At 73.6% G+C, this 22,363-nt stretch carries 12 protein-coding genes; 10 read left to right on the top strand and 2 right to left on the bottom strand.

Annotation, left to right across the window (positions count from 1 at the left end):
- Positions 1-27: 27 nt before the first annotated feature.
- Both OG617_RS33725 and OG617_RS33720 read left to right on the top strand, forming a co-directional pair.
- Positions 28-693: a response regulator gene (locus OG617_RS33725; RefSeq protein ID WP_405097173.1), complete on the top strand. Its 666-nt coding sequence runs from the start codon at positions 28-30 to the stop codon at positions 691-693.
- 4 nt (positions 694-697) lie between these two features.
- Complete coding sequence (locus tag OG617_RS33720) at positions 698-3,064, top strand: hypothetical protein (protein ID WP_405097171.1); 2,367 nt, start codon at positions 698-700, stop codon at positions 3,062-3,064.
- Positions 3,065-3,110: 46 nt separating this feature from the next.
- On the opposite strand, the gene OG617_RS33715 is transcribed toward OG617_RS33720, so the two are convergent.
- Both OG617_RS33715 and OG617_RS33710 read right to left on the bottom strand, forming a co-directional pair.
- Positions 3,111-4,229 (bottom strand): sensor histidine kinase, encoded by a 1,119-nt coding sequence (locus tag OG617_RS33715; protein WP_405097169.1) that lies wholly within the window; start codon positions 4,227-4,229, stop codon positions 3,111-3,113.
- 73 nt (positions 4,230-4,302) lie between these two features.
- Positions 4,303-4,857 carry a sigma-70 family RNA polymerase sigma factor gene (locus OG617_RS33710; protein WP_405097167.1) on the bottom strand — a complete coding sequence of 185 codons (555 nt, stop codon included), beginning with the start codon at positions 4,855-4,857 and terminating at the stop codon, positions 4,303-4,305.
- A 261-nt stretch (positions 4,858-5,118) separates the two neighbouring features.
- Here OG617_RS33710 and OG617_RS33705 point away from each other — a divergent pair, with 261 nt between their 5' ends.
- The 8 genes from OG617_RS33705 (at position 5,119) to eccB (ending at position 22,264) form a co-directional block, all read left to right on the top strand.
- On the top strand, positions 5,119-6,534 hold the full coding sequence (locus OG617_RS33705; RefSeq protein WP_405097165.1) for a glycosyltransferase family 2 protein: 1,416 nt from the start codon (positions 5,119-5,121) through the stop codon (positions 6,532-6,534).
- Between the two features lie 82 nt (positions 6,535-6,616).
- The gene (locus tag OG617_RS33700) at positions 6,617-7,846 is read left to right on the top strand and encodes a hypothetical protein (protein WP_405097163.1); all 1,230 of its coding nucleotides are present in this window, start codon (positions 6,617-6,619) and stop codon (positions 7,844-7,846) included.
- Positions 7,847-8,013: 167 nt separating this feature from the next.
- On the top strand, positions 8,014-9,966 hold the full coding sequence (locus OG617_RS33695; RefSeq protein ID WP_405097161.1) for a hypothetical protein: 1,953 nt from the start codon (positions 8,014-8,016) through the stop codon (positions 9,964-9,966).
- Between the two features lie 12 nt (positions 9,967-9,978).
- Positions 9,979-13,464, top strand: a complete 3,486-nt coding sequence (locus OG617_RS33690) for an AAA family ATPase (protein WP_405097159.1) — start codon at positions 9,979-9,981, stop codon at positions 13,462-13,464.
- Positions 13,465-13,603: 139 nt separating this feature from the next.
- On the top strand, positions 13,604-17,569 hold the full coding sequence (gene eccCa, locus OG617_RS33685) for a type VII secretion protein EccCa (protein ID WP_405097157.1): 3,966 nt from the start codon (positions 13,604-13,606) through the stop codon (positions 17,567-17,569).
- Positions 17,566-19,443 carry a hypothetical protein gene (locus OG617_RS33680; RefSeq protein WP_405097155.1) on the top strand — a complete coding sequence of 626 codons (1,878 nt, stop codon included), beginning with the start codon at positions 17,566-17,568 and terminating at the stop codon, positions 19,441-19,443. Before eccCa ends, OG617_RS33680 begins: the two co-directional genes overlap by 4 nt.
- 60 nt (positions 19,444-19,503) lie before the next feature.
- Positions 19,504-20,907, top strand: a complete 1,404-nt coding sequence (eccD, locus tag OG617_RS33675; protein ID WP_405097153.1) for a type VII secretion integral membrane protein EccD — start codon at positions 19,504-19,506, stop codon at positions 20,905-20,907.
- Between the two features lies 1 nt (position 20,908).
- Positions 20,909-22,264: a type VII secretion protein EccB gene (gene eccB / locus OG617_RS33670; RefSeq protein WP_405097151.1), complete on the top strand. Its 1,356-nt coding sequence runs from the start codon at positions 20,909-20,911 to the stop codon at positions 22,262-22,264.
- The last annotated feature ends 99 nt before the right edge of the window (positions 22,265-22,363 follow it).

Here is a 22,363-nt window from a genome sequence, read left to right as displayed (position 1 = left end):
GCCAGGGCGTTGATCAGGAGGCTGGCCATGGACGTCGCGGTGGCCGACGACGGCGCACTGTTCCGGGAAGGGCTGCAACTGCTGCTGTCCGCCGCCGGCCACGAGGTCGTCGGCTGCGTGGAGGACGGCGACCAACTGCTCGAACTGCTGGCCAGCACGCCCGTCGACGTGGCCATCATGGACATCCGGATGCCACCGGGCCTGGACGGCGGGTTGGACACCGCCCAGCGGGTCCGGGCGCGGCACCCCGACGTGGGACTGCTGCTGCTCTCCCAGCACGCCGAGGCCCACTACCTCTACCGCCTGCTCGAGATCGGGACCGAGCGGATCGGGTACCGCCTCAAGGACCAGGTGGCCGGGGTCGCCGTGCTCGCCGACACGCTCGTCCGCATCGCCGCCGGGGAACTCGTGATCGAGCCGGCCCTGGCGGTGAAGCTGGTGGACCGGCCGAGCCCTCAGGCCCGGGGCCCGTTGGCGGACCTCACGGACCGGGAGCGCGCCGTGCTGCGAGTCATGGCCGAGGGACGGTCCAACGCGGGAATCGCCACGGAGCTGTTCCTGTCGGTCAAGTCGGTGGAGAAACACATCGCCGGCATCTTCACCAAACTGAAGCTGTCCATGGAGCCCACGGCGCACCACCGGCGAGTCCTGGCCGTGCTGGCGTACCTGCGGTCGGACCGGACGGCAGGCTAGTGGCGTGCCCGGGACCACCGCCTCCGTGAGCGGGCCGGCGCGCACTCCCGAGCCGGCCGGGCCGTTCACCGTCCTGGCCCGGCTGACCGCGTCGGGTGCGCTGCCCACCGCAGACCGGCCGGACGACGGCCTGGGCGGATACCGGCCGGTCCTGCGGACGCTGCTGCGCGATCTCGGCCGTGCCTACGGGACGCGGTACGCGGCGTTGTGGCTGCCGGCGGCCGACGGTGCCGCCTGCCAGCAGTGGACCCCCGCCGTCGCCTGGCAGCCCCGGCGCCGGGCGCAGGGGGCGGCGTTGCCGGGCCGGGCCGACGACCCCGATGTGCTGTTGAACTGGGCCGGAGTCGCCGCGACGGTGGACGTGACCGCCGGCGGGGTGCGGTACGGCACCCTGGTGCTGGCCCACCGGGAGCAGCCCGAGCCCTGGCCCGCGCCGGCGGCCCTGCTGGGCGAGACGGCGGTCTGCGTCGGGCTGCTGCTGCGGCTGGCGCGACACCGCGCGGCGGGCACGGCCGCGCGGAACCGGGCCGAGAGAGCGGTCCGGCAGGCCGACGTCGTCCGGCTGGAGCTGTCCGCGGTGCAGGCCGTGGAGCGCGACCGGCTCGCCACGGCCGTGACCGCGACGCCGGACCGGCAGCTACAGGCGATCCTGATCCGTACCTGTGCCCTGGAGGGTGCGCTGGCCGCCGGCTCACCCGGGGCCGAGGCGATCGCCGCCACGATCCGCGCCGGCCTGCACGAGATGATCGAGGGGTTCCGGACCGTGGTCCGCGGCGTCTACCCGCAGGTCCTGCGCGGCAGCGGGGTCGCCGCGGCGTTGGAGGAGGTCGCCGCGGCGCTGTCCGTACCGGTGGTCTTCCACGGGGAACTCGGCCGGCGTCAGAGCTGGGAGATCGAGTCCAGCCTGTACCAGGCGGCAGCCTCGGCGGTGGCGGCGCTGAGCGTCCACGGCGGCGACGGTCCGGTGTCCGTCGAGCTGTCCCGGGACGGCGACGTGCTGGTGATCCGGGCGCAGCGGGCCGAGGCCGAGCGGACCCGCGTCGCCGCGGTCCTGCGGGACGACTCCCGGCGCCTGGCCGCGCTCGGCGGGCGGCTCTCGGTCGACCGGGCATCGGGACGCGCGGCGACCGTGGTGGACATCCGGCTGCCGGCGCGGCTCGGCGGGAACCGGCCGGAGGCGGCGCGCACCGTCGCGCTGGTGCCGGCCGCGAACGCCGGGGCACCGGAGGATATCGCCGGGGACTACACCGCTGCCAGCGCCCCCGTGCGCCGACTGCTCGGCCGGCTCGTGGACCGCCGGGAAGCGTCCGCGGACAGCGTGCCGGTGCGGGTCGCCCTCGGGCGGCAGGACCGCCGCGCCCGCGTAATGGTGGTCGGGGCGCAGGCGGAGCATTTGTTGCGGGTGCTGTGCGGCCTTCCCGGGGACCCCGGCTGGGCGCCACCGGCTGGGACGTGCGGAGCCCTCATCTGCTACGAGTACGGGCCGTACCGGCGGATCACGCTGGACCCGGTGCGCGGTGCGCCACCGTGGCGACCGGTCCGGATTCCCGACTGGTCCGGCGTCGCGTGGCCGGATGCGGCGGCCGGCCTCGACCGGCTCCTGGTCGAGACTCCCACGGACGCGCTGCGCGGCCTACGGCTGCTGCACTCTCGCGACCGCGTCGACGTCGACCTCGCGGTGCGGCTGCGCCGCTGGTCGGACGGGATGCACGGGCTGCCGGACATGGTTCTGCTCGCGCTGGGTGGTCCGGCCAGCGCCGCCGAGTCGGAGTTCCTCACGATGCTGCGGGCTCCGGGCAGGGACGGGTTCTCTCCGATGGTGATCTGCGCGATGCGCGAGGGTGCCGCCGCCAGTTCCGGGTCGCGACAGTGGCTGCGGACGATGAGTGACGCGGTCGTCGACTGGCATCCGGCAGCCGGAGGCGGTCGCGCCGTCGACGAGGCGTTGCGGGCCCGGCTACCGGTACCGAGCGGGGCCCTGGCCGCCCGGTGGGCGCTGCGCGCCCTGGTGGCCTGCCACGCCGCCGGGCAGTTGGACGACGAGTTCGCCCACGCGGTGGAGGCGGCCGTGGCGGGCGCCTACCAGGTGGCGGAGATGGACCTGTTGCAGACGTTGCAGGGCCGGCGGATCAGGCTGCCGCGTGGGCACGACGACGCCCTGCGGCTGCTCGGCGCGCACGGACCGGATTCCCGGTCCCGGGTCGGTCTGCCCGGTGACGCCGACGCGGAGCAGCTGACCCGGGCCGCGAGTCGGGCGCTCGCGTTCTGGCGGGCCCAGTCCATGGCACCCGATTCGGGACCGGAGGTTCGCGGTACGTGCGCCTTGTTGGTCCGCGCGTGCGAGCGGCTGCTCACCGACGGCGGTGGATGAACGACCGCCGGCCCGTCGCGTGCAGCGGACACCCGGCCGGGCCAGCTCAGATCGTGACGTACCCGGTGACCCGGGTGCCCTCGGCCGGGCTCGACCGGACTCTCAGCGAGCCGCCGACCGACTCCAGGCGGGCGGCGAGGTGGTGCAGCGGCATCCGCCCGCCGGTGTCGAATCCCGGCCCGGTGTCGGCCACCTCGAAGCTCAGACCCCGCGCGGAGGTACACAGCATCAGGGTGACCGCGGCCCCCGGGGCGTGCTTGTGCGCGTTGCTGATCGCCTCCAGGCAGGCCAGGTAGACGGTGGACTCCACCTCCGACGGGTATCGCCGGCCGATCAGCAGCGGGTCGACGTCGAGGGTGACCGTGTCCAGCGGGCCCAGCCGGGCCGTCAGCGCGGCTACCAGGCCATGATCGGCCAAGGGCAGGGACAGCAACCCGGTCGCCGTGGTGTGCAGGACCTCCTCGGTGCTGGCGAGCAACTGTCGCAGGCGGTCGAGGTGGTGGGCGGCCTCGGTCGGCTTCCCTGTGGTGAGCTGGTGCTCGACCATGGCCAGCGACATCTGGAGCGCGACCATGTGATGTTGGGCCCCGTCGTGCAGGTCGCGCTCCAACTGGTAGCGCTGCCGCTCGATCTCGCCCGCGGCCCGCGAGCGGGCGTCGGCGAGCAGGGCGTTGTTTCGACCGATCAGCTTCCCGGCCTCGTTGGCGGTGAGCTGGCCCTGGATGTCCGACAGCAGTAGCCGGGTCACCGTCTGCAGCTCGGGCCACCGGCGTAGCCGCTCGCCGGCAGCCGCCGGACGGACGGAGACGTCGGCGAGGAACCGCTGGCCGTCGTCGAGCCGGATCGGGGCCAGGTCCCGGTGTGCGGTCGCCGCCGGTTCCCGGCCGTCGAGAGGCTGATCCGCGGTGCCCCGGCCGGCGCGGCTCCAGTGGTATTCCCGTAACCGGTCCTGGGCCGGTGCCGCGCCCGGGTCGTCGGCCAGGTCGTCGCCCGGGTCGTCGGCAGCCAGGAGGGGAAGCCGCAGGCAGAGGGTGACCGACTCGGCGCCGAGGCACTCACCGAGCGCCCGGGCCAGGGCCGCGGCCTGGACACCCGGCAGCGGCGATCCCGACAGGCCGTGCACCGCCTCGACCACCCGCGCCACATCCTCCGGCGGGCCCGGCACGGGGGGAGGTTCTCCGACTCGTTCTGTCGAGCGGGCCATCGGAACACTATAGGTGTCGGGCAGTTTCAGGGGGTCACGCGGCGCGTAGCGCGTGGTCGCCCAGATCGGGCGGGTCAGCCAGGGCTGCCCGGACCGCGCGCATCGCGTAGTGCACCCGGCTCTTGATCGTCCCCACCGGAACGCCGAGCGCCACGCTGACCTCGGCGGCGGTCCGGCCCTTCAGGTACGTCTCCACCAGAGCGGCCCGGTGCTGTGGCCACAGCCCGCCCAGGACCTGCTCGACGTACAGGGAGTTCACCACGTCGGCCGTCACGTCCGGCGCGGCCACCGCCCCGGCGTTCTCGATCTCGACCTCGGCCGGCCGTGACCGCTGCGCGCGGTACCCGTCCATCACCAGGTTGTGGACCACCCGGCGCAGCCAGCCCAGCACGGATCCGCGGTCTTCGGTGAGCCGATCGATGTGCGTCCAGGCCCGCAGGAACGCCTCCTGCACGACGTCCTCGGCGCGTGCGGTGTCGCCGCCGGTGAGCTGCTGCGCGTACTTCAGCAGCGGTTGCTGATATGTACTCATCAGGTTGTGGAGGCGGCGGTCGCCGTCCACGGCGCTCAACGGTCGTCGATCGGTCATGCCTTGAGGGTGCCGCTGAGCGCCGGTTTTCCGATACAGGGTGGTCCCTGCTGCTGTGGGGGTTGTCCCGCCGGTGGGGGAGGGTTATCCCTACCCCTGCAGGCATTGGGCGGATCCACCGCCCGGACGGTGAACCCGGCGACGCCGCGACAGCGTGCCCCATGTGGACGACCCGCACACCGCCGCGCACTCGACCGGTACCGCGCCCGGGGGCACGGCCTCGCGTGACGGCGCTGCGGCGCCCTGACTGAAGAGGTGGGCATGCAGGGCACTGACTTCCCGGCCGTGGGCATCGGGATCACGACGCACAACCGGGGCGACGTGCTCCGGACAGCGCTGGAGGCGATCCGCAAGTACGCGCCCAGCGGCGCCGCGATCGTCGTGGTGGACGACGCCAGCGACGAACCGGTGGAGGAGGCGACCTTCCGCTTCGACGCCAACGTCGGCATCGCGCGGGCCAAGAACAAGTGCCTGGAACTGCTGGTCGAGCAGGGCTGCACCCACCTGTTCCTGTTCGACGACGACTGCTGGCCGACCGTGGACGGGTGGGAGAGGCCGTACCTGGAGAGCCCCGAGCCGCACCTGATGTACATCTTCACCGACACCCCGATGGGCCGGCTGACCGACTCGACCGAGATCCATCGGGACGAGCAGCTCAAGGCGTACACGCATCCCCGGGGCTGCATGCTCTACTTCGAGCGGCGGGTGCTGGACCGCGTGGGCGGGTACGACACGCGGTACGGCCGGTGGGGGTACGAACATGTGGACATCTCCAACCGGATCTACAACGCCGGCCTGACCTCGTTCCGGTTCGCGGACGTGGTGGGCAGCGAAGACCTCATTTTCAGCTGCGACGAGCGCAGCAACGTGGGCTCCAGCGTTTCCGCCGTCGAGCGCTTCCAGCTGGTACGCGACCTCAGGACGCGGTCCGAGGCGAGCTACCGGTCGGCGGAGTACCGAGAGTTCCGCACCCGCGCCGTGGGCGGTGCGGCGAGCCACGGCGTGGTCCTGACCACGTACCTGACCGCGCAGCCCGACCCGCAGCGCGGCACGGCCTGGACGCCGGACTACGGCCATTTGGACGAGTTGCGGATCTCCGTCGAGCGGCACGGCCGCCGGCTCGTCGTCCTGCACGACTGCCTCGACGTCGCGGACACCGACCTGGTGACGCACGTGCGGGTGCCGGCCGGTGCCGCCGGAACCTCGCCGTACTTCCACCGGTGGCTCTGCTACTGGCGCTACCTGCGCGAACACCCTGAGATCGACCAGGTGTGGTGCGTCGACGGCACCGACGTCGAAATGCTGCGCGACCCCTTCCCGGAGATGGACGACCGGCTGTACCTGGGCGACGAGCAGCAGCCGCTGTGCATGCCGTGGATGATCTACCAGCATGGCGGCAGCACCATGCTGTTGGAGTTTCTGTCGACCAACCGCGGCATCCAACTGCTCAACGCCGGAATCGCCGGCGGGCGGCGGGAGACCGTCCTGGAATTCTCCCGGGACCTGTTCGAGTTCTGCGTCTCCAACGCCCGCGAGGCCGGCGCGGTCGACATGGGCCCGTTCAACTACGTGGCCCGCACCTGGTACGCGGGGATGATCGTGCACGGGCGCCAGGTCAACACTGTTTTCCAGCAGTACGACCGCACCAGCACCGAGTCGTGGTGGCGGCACAAGTAGGTAGCGACGTCCGCCACCCGGTGAACCCGGTCGACCCCCGGGGACGTGCCACAGATGAATCCGGGCGCGGAAGGGAGGGACGGTGAGCGTGAACGTGGAAATGTCACTGGACACGCAGGCCGACGGCCGCGACGAGGTGGCGGAGGCGAACCTGCACGTGCTGCTGCTGCGGCTGGCGGGAACGCTGCAGGACGGGCTGCTGACCGACGTCCGTGGCTGGCTGGCCGACGGCCGCCGCCGAGAGGTGGCGCAGGCGCTGGCCTTCGAGGCGGTCTCGCAGCCACTGCAACTCGCCGGCGACGAGATCGAGCTGCTGCGGGTGGAGCTGATCCGTGGTGGTGCGGGCAGCGACCTCGCTCTGGCGTTGGAGGAGCTGCGCGGGGAGCGTCCGCCGGCCCCGTGGCTGTTCCTGTCCGCCCTGTCGACCGGTACGGACGATGCGCTGGTGGCACGGCCGTTGGACCGCACCGGCGAGCCGCAGGAGGACCTCGACGCGGTGGAGCGGGCGCTCGTCGCCGAGGCGTCGGACGTCCCGGGCGTGCGCGCGATCTGGCGGTCGTGGCGGATGCCGCAGCACGCGCGGCCGTGGCAGGAGCCGGTACGCGTCGCGGTGGTCAGCGTCGAGGACACCGTGGAATCGCTGCCTTCGCTGACTGTCCGGCTGCGTCGGGTCATGGTCGAGGCCGGTGACGCCAACGCCCAGGTGGAGGTCTGCTGGGCCGGGCTCGACGTGCCGTTCTACCAGACCCTGGCCCGTTCCTGCGGCGCCCTGCTGTGGTCGTCGAGGCCGGCGGCGCCGATCACGACCGCCCGGGTCTTCGACGGGGTGGACCCGGTCCGTGGCCCGTGGTTCACCACCAACCGCCCGGTGGTCGCCGACGGCGCCGAGCGCGACCGTCTGATCGCCGCCCTGCGCTCGGCCGTGGTCATCACGTGGAGCAGCGCCCAGATGGCCGACGTGCTCGCGCCCGAGCGCGGCGACGTCGTGCCGCTGCACCTGCGCACCGACGGTAGCTGGGTCTGGAGCGACGCGGTGGCCTACTACCTGGAGAACTACGGCCTGGCGCCCGACCCGGACCTGGCCTCGCACCTGAACGGGTCGGGCCCCGCCGAGCCGCTGGACGAGATCTCCGTCCACCGGGCGCTCGTGCACCTGTTCGACGGTCAGTCGGGTGAGGCCGTGTGGCAGCCGCCCGACCCCGGTGACGACCCGCTGCACCCGGACGTGCCGGTGCCGCCGAACCCCTGGCGGTCGGACGGGCCGGACGGAGCTGACCCGGAGGCCGGAGCGGAACGCCCGGTGCAGCCGTGAGTCAGTTGCCTGCCGGCCTGGCCGTGCGACCGTCGGTCCGCTGGCCCCTGCCGTCGTCCTGGGGTCGTCCGCCGACGGCCACGGCGGGCGCCGCACCGGACCCGCCCGGGGAAGCCCGGGGCGTGGGACGGTATCTGCGCCACGCGTCGCAGGTGATGGGGGCCGCGATGGAACGTTTCCGGGCGGGGGACGACTGCTCGCGGGTCCCGGTGATCGCCCCGGGGCCGTGGGAAGCGCTGGGGTCGATCACGCCCGGGCCGGCCGGCTGGTTCACCATCGCGGTCGAGGCCGGCGCGGCCGGTTTCCGGCTGGAGGGCCGGTCGCTCACCGCCGCCGAGCTGGCCGGCGTGGTCTGGCGCTGTCCCCGCTGGCGGGGCCGGCCCGTGCTGCTGGTCACCCAGCCGTCCGCGCCGGCCGACGGAGCCGGGCCGGTGCTGCGCCAGTTCTCCGTGGACCTGGGCGCGCCGGTCTACGCCTCGGACGCCGGTATCCGCTTCACCTTCGGCCGGGCCCTCGCCGACGGTCTGTTCTGGTGCTGGAAACCCGGGGCAGCCGGCGACGCGCCGGAGCCGGCGGGCCGCGTCCTGCCGCCGCCAGGATCGGTCCGCGCGCACCAGGGCCCCGCGCTCGGGGTACGTCGACGAAGCGAACCTCAACGCCCTGGTCGGGCGACGGCGGGCGCCGTGGCGCCGCCGGCTCCCGATCCCGACCCGGCCCCGCCCGGGTTGCAGCGGCTGGCGGTGCCGCTGGTCGAGATTCCCCGCCTGGACCTCGGCGTCCGGCCGGTGACCCTGCCAACGGTCGAGACGCCCCGGCCGGACCTGGGCATCCAGCGGCCGTCGATCACCGTTGCGACGGCCGACACCGACACCGACACCGCCGTTCCGCTGATCGCCCCGGTCGCCCCGGTCGCCCCGACCGGCCCGGTCGCCCCGACCGGCCTCGAACTGGGCGGGCCGCGGCCGGCGGAGTCGCCCCGACCGGTGGTGGCGACCAGGTTCGATCCGCCTGCGCCGCGTCCGGCGGAGCCGCCCCGTCCGGCGGAGCCGTTCCTTTCGATGACGGCGCCCGGCCTCGGCCCGTCCGGTCCGGTGGCGCCGATCCGCCTCGACCCGGCCACGATGCGGCTGCTCCGACCGGTCGGCGCGGCCAGGGCCGAACCGAACGAGCGTGGGCCGGTCGCCGTGACCAGGGTCGAGCGTGGGCCGGTCGGCGCGGCCAGGGCCGAACCGAACGAGCGCCGGCCGATCGGCGCGACCAGGTTCGAACCGGATGGGCATCGGCCCGCGGAGTCGCCCTGGTCGCCCGTGCGGGCCCGGACCGAGGACGGCGACCGCGAGCGGATGCGGACCACGCTGGGATGGAAGTTCCAGGCGCACTCCCGGACAGTGGCGCGGGCGCTGTCAATGCACCCCGGGCTGCGCAGCGCGACCGGGTCACACGACGTCGTGGCGGGGCTCGTCGCGGTCCTGGCCCTGCTCGACGGGGTCGGCGAGCGGGTCAACAGCGTGCTGCGCGGCGCGGGTATGCCCGACGAGGACGTCCGGATGCTGGCCCGGTGCGCCTGTGCGGGGCTGGTACAACTACCCGCCGTCGGCGCACCGGTCTACGGCGCGGCACCGGCCGGGCTGGACGTCGCGGCCCTGTACCGTCCCGGCGAGGTGGTGGTGGAGCCCGCGTTCACCGAGTTCTCGATGACCGGCGGCGGCGCCGCCGACGCCGGACCGCTCTACGCGATCTGGTCGGCCACCGCGCGGCGCCTCGATCAGCTGCGCTCCCCCCAGGAATCGGCCTCCCGTAGGGGACAGGCGATGTTCGCCGCGGGTTCCCGGTTCGCGGTGCTCGGCGTCGAAGCGGCCGGACCGGCCGGTGCGCCGTGCGTGCTGCTGCGCGAGATGGTCCTCGACCGTCCCGACAGCGCGCTCGACGAGCGGGTGGCCCGGAAGCTGCGCGACGCTCTCGCCGCCCGACCGGAGCGGGTGCAAACCTCGACGCCATTGCCGTGGCCCTTGGGTTTCGACGCCGGAAATCGCCGGTTCGCGACCCGGCCCGGTCCCACCGGCACGGACCGCCCCATGTCGGGGCGTACCGCGGGCGACGACGGCCATGACGGCGCGTGAAGGAGTGAATCGGTGACCACCAGCGTGCTGTCGGTGTCGGCCAGGGACACCGGGTGCCTGAGCGACATCTCCCGGGCCCTGGCCTCGGCGACGCCCGGCGACACCGTGGCGGTGCGTCCCGGGGTGTATCGCGAGGCGCCGGTGTTCCAGCGGGACGTCGTCCTGGTCGCCGAGGACGGCCCCGGCACCGTGACGATCGAGGTGCCGCCCGGCGGGGCGGTACTGGCCGCCGGTGGGGAGATCCTGATCCGCGACATCGTCATTCGCGGCGGCGACGGGCAGATGCCGCTGCTACAGGTCGCCGCCGGCCGGGTGCGGCTGGAGGGATGCAGGGTCGACGCCGCCGGGCCGGCCGCCATTCACGTCCGCGGTGGCACGGTGGAGATGGCCGGGGGTGCGATCAGCAACACCGGCGGCGCCGGCATCGTCCACGAGTCCGGCTCAGGCGGTTACACCGGTGTGCGCCTGCACGACATCGCTCGCTGCGGTGTCATGGTGACCGGCACCTGTGACCCGGTCTTCCGGGACTGCACCTTCACCGGGATCGGGGAGGTGGCGCTGCTGGCCGCCGGTTCGAGCACCCCCCGGCTGGAGGGGTGCCGCATCGACGAGGTGGGGCAGTACGCGGTCGTCGCGCAGCAGACCAGCCGGCCGCACCTGATCCGCACGGCCGTGGTGGGCGGCGAGGTGGGGTTGCTCGTCTGCGACGAGGCGACCCCGGTGGTGGACGGGTGCGAGATCCTGGACGTCCGGGCGCACGCCGTCGTGACGATGGCGGAGGCGGCGCCCACGCTGTCCGGGTCGCTGATCGCCCGCGCCCGCGGCCACGGCCTGCACTGTATGGGCAACTCCGCGCCGCGGCTGAGCCGCTGCGAGATCCGCGAGTCCGGTGCGCCCGGGGTGCTGGTCACCGACGAGGCGGCACCGCAACTGGCCGGTGGCGCGGTGGTGGGGTGTGCCGACGCGGGGGTGTTCCTGACCGGTCACTCCCGGGCGCGGTTGGACGGCGTCAGCGTGCGGGACAGCACGATCGGCGTCGCGGTCGAGGGGGAGGCCGCCCCGCACCTGATCGGCCTGTCCATCGAGGGGGTCCGGTACGGTCTGCACGCCACCGGCGGCGGCGGTCGATTCGAGGACGGTCACGTCACCGGTGCCAGCGCCGCGGGCGCCCGGGTCGCGGGCACCGCGGCCACGGCGCTGTTCAACTCCCGGTTCACCGGTTGCCGGATCGGCGTGGAGGTGGCCGGCAGCGCCCGCGCCGAGCTGTCCTCGCTGTCGGTGGAGGACTCCGGCGGCGCGGGTGTGCTGACCGGCGGGCCCTGCGCGGTGACCGTGTCCCGCAGCCGTATCAGCGGCAATCGGGGTCCGGGCGTGCGGGCCGGAGCCGGCAGCACGGTCGACGCGACCGACTGCGAGATCGTCGGCAACCAGGGGCCGGGGGTCGTCGTCGAGACCGACCTGCCGGTCCGGCTGCGCGGCGGGGTGATTCGTGGCAACGGCGGCGTCGGGGTGGACGCGCCCAGCCCGAGGGCCGCCATCGAGGTGATCGACGTCGACACCGGTCACAACGCCCTGCCGGTCCAGCTGCCGGCGAGGACCGCCGGTCGCCCGCCGGCTGCGGGACCCGGCTCCCCGGCCGCGAACCGCGCAGATCCGGGGGACACCGGCGCGGACGCGTGGCGGGAGCCGCCGGTGTCCGACGACTCCACGGAGTCGGCGCCGCCCGCCCGGACCGGCGGCGCCGACCCGAGGCCGGCCCCGTCGCGGGATCCGGCCGGCACCCGCCCGCCCGACGGCGAGGCGGTCGCCGACGGGGCGCCCGGTGGCGGACCGGCCGGCGACGGGGGCGGGGGTGACGCCGTGGCGGCTCTCCTGGCTGAGCTGGATGCCCTGGTCGGGCTGGCCGGGGTCAAGCGCGAGGTCGCCACCCTGGTCGGGCTGAACCAGATCGCCAAGCGTCGTCGGGAGGCCCGGCTGCACGTGCCGCCCATGTCCCGCCACCTGGTGTTCGCCGGGCCTCCCGGCACCGGCAAGACCACCGTGGCCCGGATCTTCGCCCGGGTCCTGGCCACGCTCGGGGTGCTCTCCGGCGGGCAGATGGTGGAGGTGTCCCGCTCCGACCTGGTCGCCGAGCACGTCGGGGGTACGGCGGTCAAGACCACGGCCAAGTTCGAAGAGGCGCTGGGCGGCGTCCTGTTCATCGACGAGGCGTACACCCTCACACCGGCCGGCGGCCACGACTTCGGCCGCGAGGCGATCGACACGCTGGTGAAGCTGATGGAGGACCACCGGGACGAGGTCGTCGTGGTGGTCGCGGGATACACGCCGAACATGCGGACGTTCCTGGCGGCCAACCCCGGCCTGGAGTCCCGCTTCTCCCGGACCATCCAGTTCGACAGCTACTCCGACGACGAGCTGGCCACCATCGTCGACCGGCTGTGCCGCGCCCATCACTACGTGCTGGAGTACGAGACGCGGCAGGCCCTGGTGCGGCACTTCTCCGAGCAGCCCCGGAGCGAGACGTTCGGCAACGCGAGGCTGGCCCGGCAGGTCTTCGAGGACATGTTGGGGCGCCAGGCGTACCGGCTGTCGCACAACCCGCAGGCCCCGGACATCGAGCTGGCCCGGCTGCTGCCGGAGGACCTGGGCGAGTCGGCGGCCGAGCAGCCGGAGTCGGACGACCGGCGGCAGGTCGTCGACGACCTGCTCGGGCGCCTGGACGCGATGGTCGGCCTGGACGCCGTCAAGCGGGAGGTGACCGACGTCATCGACCTGATCACTTCCACCGAGGCCCGGAACCGGGCCGGGCTGCCCACCCCGACCATCTCCCGGCATCTGGTCTTCGCCGGTGCGCCCGGCACCGGCAAGACGAGTGTGGCCCGGTTGTACGGACAGCTGCTCAACGCGGTGGGCGTGCTGCGGACCGGTCAGCTCGTCGAGGTCTCCCGTGCCGACCTGGTCGGGCAGTACGTGGGGCACACCGCGGTGAAGACCACGGATGTCTTCAACCGGGCGCGTGGGGGAGTGCTCTTTATCGACGAGGCGTACGCGCTGGCCGGTGAGGGCAATGACTTCGGCCGTGAGGCCATCGACACGCTGGTGAAGCTGATGGAGGACCACCGGGACGACGTGGTGGTGATCGCGGCCGGGTACACCGGTGACATGCGGCGCTTCCTGGCCAACAACGTCGGCCTGGCCTCGCGGTTCAGCCGTCAGATCACGTTCGCCTCCTACACCGCGTCCGAGCTCGTGTCCGTCGTGCAGATGCTGGCCCGGGAGGGCGGCTTCGAGTTCGGCAACGACAGCATCCCGCTGTTGTACCAGCACTTCGACGGCCTGACCCGGGACGAGGCCTTCGGCAACGGCCGGTACGCCCGCCAGTTGCTGGAGCGGGCCATCACCAAGCAGGCCAACCGGCTGCGTGGCGGCGGCGCGCTGACGGTCGATGACATGCGACAGCTGTGCGCGGCGGACGTGCGGGCGGCCGTGGCAGCCTGACCGTGCCCGTCGGGGCGGCGCCGGCCCGTGGCCGGCGCCGCCCTACCCGTGTCGGGCGGGGCACGGGTGGCGGGCCGGTGGATTTCGACGAACATGCCGGGGCGGCAAACTCTTTGCGTCCCGGATCCGTGTTCTGAGTGTGAGCACCAAACCTTACCGGCGGCCGGCCCGCCGCAACGGACCCGAGCTCCCGCACGGCGAGATCTCCCTGCAGGAGCCGCCGGCCGTCCCGGAGGCCCAGGGGGGCGGGTTCCGCTCGTTCGGGATGATCCTGCCGACCCTGCTGATGAGCGGCGGGATGATGTTCATGTTCTTCGGGCGGAGCACGCTCGACAGCCCGATGGGCATGGTCATGATCGTGATGATGGGCGGCGGCATGCTGGGCATGGTCGCGGTGCAGATGACGACCGCCTCCGGCAACCGCAAGGACCAGGTCAACGGTGATCGCCGCGACTACTTCCGCTACCTGTCGCAGACCCGCCTACAGGTCCGGGAGTACGCCGAGAAGCAGCGGGGCGCGCTGGCCTGGCGCCACCCGCACCCGGAGTCGCTGTGGTCGCTGGCGATGACCAGCCGGCTGTGGGAGCGCCGGCCGACCCACCCGGATTTCAGTGAGATTCGGATCGGGACCGGCTCCCAGCGCCTGGCGGTGCGCATCACCCCGGTGGAGAGCAAGCCGGTGGAGGACCTGGAGCCGGTCTGCGCCAAGGCCCTGCGCCGGTTCATCAAGGCGTACGCGACCCTGCCCGACCAGCCGGTGGCGCTGTGCCTGTCGGGGTTCTCGCACGTGCGGATCGGCGGCGATCGGGACGTGGCGCTGGGCCTGGTGCGCGCAATGCTCGCCCAGTTGGTCACCTTCCACGCCCCCGATGAGCTGCGGCTGGCGATGTGCACCGGCGCCGAGCAGGCCGCGCAGTGGGAGTGGGCCAAGTGGCTGCCGCACGCCAAGCACTCCTCCGACGTCGACGCGGCCGGTGCGGTCCGGCTGTGCGGAAGCACGCTGGAGGAGGTGGAGCGGCTACTCGGCGCCGACTTCGCGGCCCGCTCCCGGTACGACGGCGAAGCCCAGCCCTCGCGGGAGGAGCCGTTCGTCGTCGTGGTCTGCGACGGCGGCGTCATCCCGCCGGGCGCCCGGCTCGTCGTCTCCGGATACCGCAACGCGGTCCTGATCGACTTCGACGGGCGCGGCACGGCGGGAGACGAACAGGTGCTCAACCTGGACGTGTCCGAGGCGGACGTGGACATGGTGGAGCGGGACCACGTGGGCCGGGAGGTGCGCACCCGGCTCGCCGCACCGGACGGCCTGGACCCGGTGCGCCTGCGGGCCCTGGCGCGCATCATGGCCAGGCACGGCACGAAGGTCACCGGCGAGCAGCCCGCCAACGGGCTCAGCGCGGTCCTCGACCTGCCCGACCTGCTGGACATCGCCGATCTGGACGACTTCGATCCCACCGAGCTGTGGCACGGGCGGCCCCCGGCGGACCGGTTGCGGGTGCCGATCGGGGTGGCGGCGGACGGCTCCGCGATCGACCTGGACATCAAGGAGTCCGCCGAGGGCGGGATGGGCCCGCACGGCATGCTGATCGGCGCGACCGGGTCGGGCAAGAGTGAACTGCTGCGGACCCTCGTGCTGGCCCTGGCCGCCACCCACTCCTCCGAGACGCTCAACTTCGTGCTCGTGGACTTCAAGGGCGGCGCCACGTTCGTGGGCCTCGACCGCCTGCCGCACGTGTCCGCGCTGATCACCAACCTGGCCGACGAGGCCGCGCTGGTGGACCGGATGCAGGCCGTCGTGCACGGGGAGCTGGTCCGCCGGCAGGAGCTGCTGCGCCGGGCCGGGAACTTCAGCTCGGTGCGCGACTACGAGAAGGCGCGCGCGGACGGAACGGATCTCGACCCGCTGCCCACGCTGTTCGTCATCGTGGACGAGTTCAGCGAGCTGATCGCCGCGAATCCCGACTTCATCCAGCTGTTCGTCATGATCGGCCGACTCGGTCGGTCGCTCGCGGTCCACCTGCTGCTGGCCTCTCAGCGGCTGGAGGACGGCCGCATCCATCAGTTGGAGGGGCACCTGTCGTACCGCATCGGGTTGCGCACCTTCTCCGCGATGGAATCGCGGGCGGTCATCGGCGTGCCGGACGCCTACGAACTGCCGGCCGAGCCGGGTAACGGATACCTGCGCTCCAGCGTCACCAGCATCACCCGGTTCAAGGCCGCGTACGTGTCCGGCCCGCACCGGATACGCGGCGCCAAGCTGCACCACGAGGTGATCGCCAGCCAGGTCGTCCCGTTCACCGCCCAGCACCTGTCGTTCTCGACGCCGCCGCCGGACCGGGCACCGGACCAGCCGGTCGACACCGGCACCACCGTGCTGCACGCGCTGGTGGACCGCCTCGTCGACCAGGGGCCGCCCGCTCACCAGGTCTGGTTGCCGCCCATGGAGCACCCGCCGACCCTGGACGACGTGCTCCCGCCGCTGCTGCCCGACCCCGAACACGGGCTGCGCCCCGTCGACGCGGGCCGGCAGACGTACCTGCGGGTGCCGCTCGGTCTCATCGACAAGCCGTTCGAGCAGATGCGCGACCTGCTCGTGGTGGATCTGGCCGGCGTCGGCGGCCATGTCGGCGTCGCCGGGGGGCCACAGAGCGGCAAGAGCACCCTGCTGCGGTCGCTGGTGTGCGGGCTGGCGCTGACGCACTCACCGCACCAGCTGCAGTTCTACTGCCTCGACTTCGGTGGTGGGTCCCTGGCCGGGCTCGCCGGCCTGCCCCACATCGGCGGTGTGACCGGCCGGCACCAGCCGGAACGGGTGCTGCGGACGGTGGCCGAGGTCCGCTCGATCCTGGTCGACCGGGAGCGCCGGTACGCGGAGCTCGGCATCCACGGTCGGGACATGTACCGGCAGGCCCAGGCGGCCGGCCAGATCCCGCAGGACCGCTTCGGCGATGTGTTCCTGGTGGTGGACGGATGGTTCACGCTGCGCCAGGAGTTCGAGGCGGCCGAGGAGATGGCCCGCGAGATCGCGGGGCGGGGCCTGAACTACGGCATTCACGTGATGTGCACCATGGGCCGGTGGTCCGAGCTGCACATGTCCATGCGGGACAAGATCGGCACCCGCCTGGAACTGCGCCTGGGTGACCCGGTCGAGTCCGGGATCGACCTTCGCGCGGCGGCGCAGGTGCCCCGCCGGCCCGGTCACGGCCTGACCGAGGCGAAGCTGCACTTCCTCGGCGCGCTGCCCCGCATCGACGGCGTCCAGTCGGCCGAGGGACTCGACGCCGCCACCGATGAGCTGGTGTCGGCGATCGTGGACAACTGGCCCGGGGAGCGGGCCGCCGCGGTCCGGACGCTGCCGACGGCGCTGCCGATGGACGAACTGCCGACGCCGGAGCCTGCGCGCATCGCGCTGGGGGTCGACGAGGATCGGCTCGCGCCGGTGTGGCACGACTTCCGGACGATGCCCCACCTGACCGTGCTGGGGGACACCGAGAGCGGCAAGACCAACATGCTGCGACTGGTGGCCCGGGCGGTCGCGGCGAGCTACACGCCGGCGCAGGCCCGCATCATGGCGGTCGACTACCGACGACAGCTCTTCGACGACATTCCGGAGGCCTACCGGTTGGGCTACTCGGTCTCCCCGGACAGCACCCGGGCGACGGCGGCGGAGGCGCTCGCCGGGCTCGGGCAGCGCGTGCCCGGTCCGGATGTCACTCCGGAGCAGTTGCGGGCCCGCGACTGGTGGAGCGGCCCCGAGCTGTTCGTCCTGGTGGACGACTACGAGCTGCTGGCCGGGCACGACAACCCGCTGGCCGGGTTGATTCCGCTGCTTCCCCAGGGCGGCGACATCGGCCTGCACGTGGTCGTCGCCCGGGCCGCCGCCGGGGCGATGCGTCTGTCGATGGACCCGCTGCTGCGGCGGATCCAGGAGCTGAACACCCCGGACGTCGCGCTGTCCTGCCCACCGACCGAGGGCCCGCTGCTGGGCAGCACCAAGCCGCGTTCCCTGCCGCCGGGCCGAGCCCTGTTGTGCACCCGGCGCGGCAGCCGGCTGATCCAGACAGCCCTGGTCCCGGCACCAGCCGCCCAGTCCAGCTCCGACCGATGACGCGCACCGAAACCCGCCCGCGTCCGCCGGGCGTGCCGTCGGCCCCGGAGCCGGACCGGGCGGCTGACGCCCCGCCGCCGCCCCGTCCGGATCCCGGGGCGGCGGAGGAGTTGGCGCGGCGACTGCGGGCCGTGGCCTGCCTGCCCGGGCCGTCGGCCGTGCCGACCGCGTGGCCGTGCGACCGGGCACTGCTGGGCTGGCTGCGCCAGTTGACCTACCCCGGCCTGTACACCTGGCCGGTCGAGGAGAACCTGGCACGACGCTGGATCGGTGGCGACATCTTCCACACCCGACGCGTGCCCGACGCGCCGGACTTCCTCACCGGCGTCGACCTGCGCCGCCTGCCGCCGCATTTGGTCGCGCCGCTGTTGGGGCGGATCAGCATGACCCGTACGGCACCGCGCGCCGCCGACCTGGCGCCCGACGCCCTGGCCGCGGACGCCGGCCGGGTCAGCACGTACGCGCGGACCGGCCCCGCCCGGCGCTGGGGGCAGCCGGAGCAGGCTCCACCGCTGCCGGAGACCACCGTCATCCCGCACGTGGTGCACGGCATCTGGCTCGGCCGGGCGCTGCCCGCGGGGAACAGCTTCTGGGCCAACTACGGCACGGCGGCCGCCCACTACGCCGGTGAGGTCGACTTCGTGCTGTGGACCGACATCCCCCGCGCCCGGTTCGACGCGGCCCGCGTGACCCCGCCCGCCCGGCCCGACCCGCTGGCCCCCGTGCGCGACCTGCTCGCGTGGGCCGCCACCCACGGCATTCACCTGGTCAACGTGTCCGAGGTGTTCCACACGAGCGCGCCGATGACCCTGCACACCCCGTTCGCCCTGGAGATGGGCCAGCGGGTGCCGCAGGCCTTCGCGGCCGCCAGCGACCACCTGCGGGTCGAGGTGGTCCACCGCTTCGGCGGCCTGTACGCCGACGGGGACCTGCACTTCCTGCCCGACACCGGGGCTCCGTCGGAGGAGGCGACCGGCGGCCCCGACCGAGAAGACGCGGCGTCGGGTAACGACGCCGCGCCGGGCGACGCGGCCGGCTACCGGCTGTTCCGTGGCCGGTGGCGGGGCCGGCCGGACGCCGACGGGCCGACCCGGCTGCCGGAGTTGTTCGACCGGGTCGCCGCGTCACCGCACGGGTTCACCCTCAACGCGCTCACCGACGAGATCGTCCTCAACGACGCCATCCTGGCGCCGTCGGGGCATCCCGCGCTGGCCCTGTGGCTGGAGGGCGCGCGGTACAACTACCTGCGCGACCAGCGGGCGCTGTTCGCCGGCGGAGAGCCGACGCAGCACGCGCCCCGCTCCGGCGAGGAGCCGGCGACGTGGACCTGGGCGGTCACCCCGGTCCGGACCGGCCGGCTGCACCACTGGCTGCTGGCGAGGCTGGGCATCACCGGCGCCGAACTGGTCAAGCCGGCGCCCGCCGTGCGCGGGCACAGCGAGCTGAGCTGGCTGCCGCCGGTGGCCGGCGAGCCGCCGGTCGCCTGCCCGGACCCGGATCCACTTCCGACGCTGATCGGCTGCGTGAACCTGCTGCGCTGGCAGTACCTGTCGCGCGGCGGGGACCTGGCCCTCACCGCCGTCGCCCCGCTGATCCGTGGGCTGCCGGATCCGGACACGGCGTGGACCGCGCTGCTGCTCGCCTTCGGGGACCTCAGCACCGACCTCGGGGCGGTCACGTCGGTCACCGACCGCCGGCGCAACCAGGACCAGACCCTGGACGTCGTCGTGCTGCCGCCCGAGGCGGAGGCACTGCTGGACCGCACCGCCGACCCCGAGACCTGGTTCGGCTCCGACGCCGGCACCGGTCGGGAGTTCTGGTTCCTGGGCGAGCGCACCGTCCCGGCCCGCCTGCGGATCGCGACGGCGCGGTGACCTGCCACCGCCGCCCGTCGCGACGGTGAACTCCGGACGAAAACCAGGCGTGCTAGAGATATGAGCCAGGATCGTGGGGAACTCTGTCGGCTGCTGGTCGTGGGACCGACCAGCCAGGTCGACGTGAGCCTACCCACCCACATCCCGCTGGCCGACATGATGCCGGCCCTGCTGAGCGCACTCGGCCCCGACCTCGCCGACCGAGGGCTCGAGCACAGCGGCTGGATCGCGCGTCGGCTCGGCGGGCCGGCGCTGGACGAGTCACGCACCGTCGCCGACCTGGAGCTGCTCGACGGGGAGATGGTCTACATGCGTCCCCGCACGGACCAGATCCCACCGTTGGCCTACGACGACCTCATCGACGGCGTCTCGGCCGGCATCCGGGAGCGGTCCGGGTTGTGGCGTCCGAGAACAACGCGGATGGCCGCGTTGCTCCTGTTCGCCGCCTGGCTGGGCGCCGGTCTGGCCGCCATGCAGGTGTGGCGGGACCACGGGAGTCGCACGGTGCTGTTCGCGATGTCGGCGGTGCTCTGCTGCGCCGCCGGGTACGCCGTGGCCCGCAAGCTGGCCGACCGCGCGATGGCCGGCATCCTGGGCGGCGCCTGCGTGACCGCGACGGTGCTCGTCACCCTCGACGTGGCCTCGCAGCGGATCCCGAGCACCGACGCCGGGTCGAACCTGCCTCTGCTGATCTTCGCGGGGGCCACCGCCGGTACGGTCGCCGCGCTGCTGGTGTGCCTGTTGGTCGCTCCGCATACCAGCAGGCGGCCGGTCACCGCCGGGCTGGCGTGCCTGTGGCTGCTCGTCACGGCTGCGGTCGTGCTGCGCGAGCAGGCCGGGCTGGGCTGGACCGGGGTCGCCGCGGCCCTGGTCACGGTCACCACGGTGCTGCGGCTGGCCGTGCCGGCGGTCACGTTCAAGCTCGCCGGGTTCACCCTGCCGGAGATGCCGGTCGAACCGGCGGAGCTGCAGAAGGACATCGAGCCGCATCCGGCGGCGGACTTGCTCGCCGGGGCCGTCTCCGCGGACCAGTTCATGACCGCCCTGTACACGGCGCTGGGACTGGTCTCCGGGGTCGCGATGGTGTGGCTGGTGACCGCACCGGGCTGGACCGCCCCGTTGGCCGGGTGGCTGGCCGCCGCCGCCCAGATCCTCGTCACCCGCGCGATGACCAGCACCTGGCACCGGCTGGCGCTGGCCGGGCCGGCGCTTGTCGCCATGGCGGTCTGGTGCCTGACCGCGGCCGCCGGCCGGGGTTCGTCGACGGCGACGCTGGCCGTCGCCTTCTGCCTCGTCCTGGCGCTCGTCTGCGGGACGGCCGCACGTGTGGCGAGCCGTCGACGGTACAACCCGATCTGGGGCCGGCTGGGCGACTGGACGCACACCGCCGCGGTCGCCGCGCTGCTGCCGACGGCCGTGGTGATCATGGGTGTGATCGCGTTGATCCGGGCACAGGTGGGGTGACATGGCCTCCCGTCGAGACCAGGTGGATGCGCAGCGGCACATGATGGCCCGGGTGACCGGTGCGCTGGTGCGGGCCGAACCGGAGACCTCCGAGTCGCCGACCCGGCGGGACCGGACCGGGTCCCTCGCCGGTCTGCTGCTCGGGGCCCTGCTGTTGGGCGTCGTCGCGATCTGGGCCCTGTTCCCGGGGGCGTCGGGCTCGACCCGGTGGCAGCAGGCGGGCACGCTGGTCGTGGACGACTCGACCGGCGCGCGGTACGTGCTGGTCTCCGGCCAACTGCGGCCGGTGATCGACATCGCCACGGCCACACTGCTCGCCGGCGGCCGGCTCACCCCGGTCACGGTGGCCTCGTCCCAGCTTGCCAAGGTCTCCCGGGGCGAGCCCGTGGGAACGCCGGACGGCCCGCAGGTCCTGCCGTCGAAGCAGATCAACCGGGGTGTGTGGCGCGTCTGCGACCAGGGCGCCGCGCGGATCGCGGTGGACATCGACGTACCCGCGTCCCCCGCGCCCCTCGATCCGGGTGAGGCCCTGACGGTAACCGCGGCCGGCCGGACGTACCTGCTGTGGGACGGGCGGCGACTGCTGCTCGGCCAGACCTGGGTCGCCGACGTGCTGGGGCTGGGGCTGTCGGCCCCGGTGCCGGTCACCCCGTCCTGGATCGATTTGATCCCGCTCGCCGGCACCGCCGGCCCGGTGGTCGTTCCCGGCGCCGGCAAACCCGGGCGGACCGTAGCCGGCCGGCGGACATCGGTCGGTGACCTGTTCAGCGTCGACCTGGGCAACGACACGGTCGGCCAGTACCTGATGACCATCGACGGGCTGGCGCCGCTGACCGCCACGGAGTACATGCTGGAGAGGGCCCGCCCGGGTTCCACCGAGGAGACCACCATCACCGCGGCGGAACTGGCCGCCACCGCCCGGCGCACCCCGGCCCGTCCGCTGACCACGTTGCCGCCCAAGCCGCCGAGGCCACGGTCCACCCCGGACGGCGCCTCGGTCTGCCTGGAGTACACGGGACGGTCCGATCGTGGGCCGACGGTCGTGCTGACGACCGGCGGCACCGCGCCGTCGGCCGCCGACGGGGGAGCCACGGCTGGCGGCAAGTTCAAGCCCCGGGTGACGGTGCGGGTCGCGCCGGGCGGAGGAGCTTTGCTGCGGCCCCCGGGCGAGACCCCCGCCTGGCCGGCGCAGCCGCCGCCGAACACCCTCGTCGACGAGCGGGGCGTCGCGTACCCGGTCGCCGTGGCCGACCTCACCACCCTGGGATACGCGCCCGAGCAGGCCGTCGTGATGCCACCGGCGCTGGTCGGCCTGCTGCCGGCCGGCCCGGCCCTGGCCCGCCCGGGAGGGGGGTGACGCCGCCGGGCCCACGAACCGATCCCCCGGCGCCTCCGGGGGCACCGCACGACATCAGACACACCCGACCGGCGATGGCGACATCGCCGGAGCACAGAC

The organism is Micromonospora sp. NBC_01412 (genome assembly GCF_045040215.1).
Taxonomy (GTDB): Bacteria; Actinomycetota; Actinomycetes; order Mycobacteriales; family Micromonosporaceae; genus Micromonospora; species Micromonospora rubida.
Note: the sequence above shows the minus strand (reverse complement) of the source record. Positions and strands in the feature narration are given on the sequence as shown.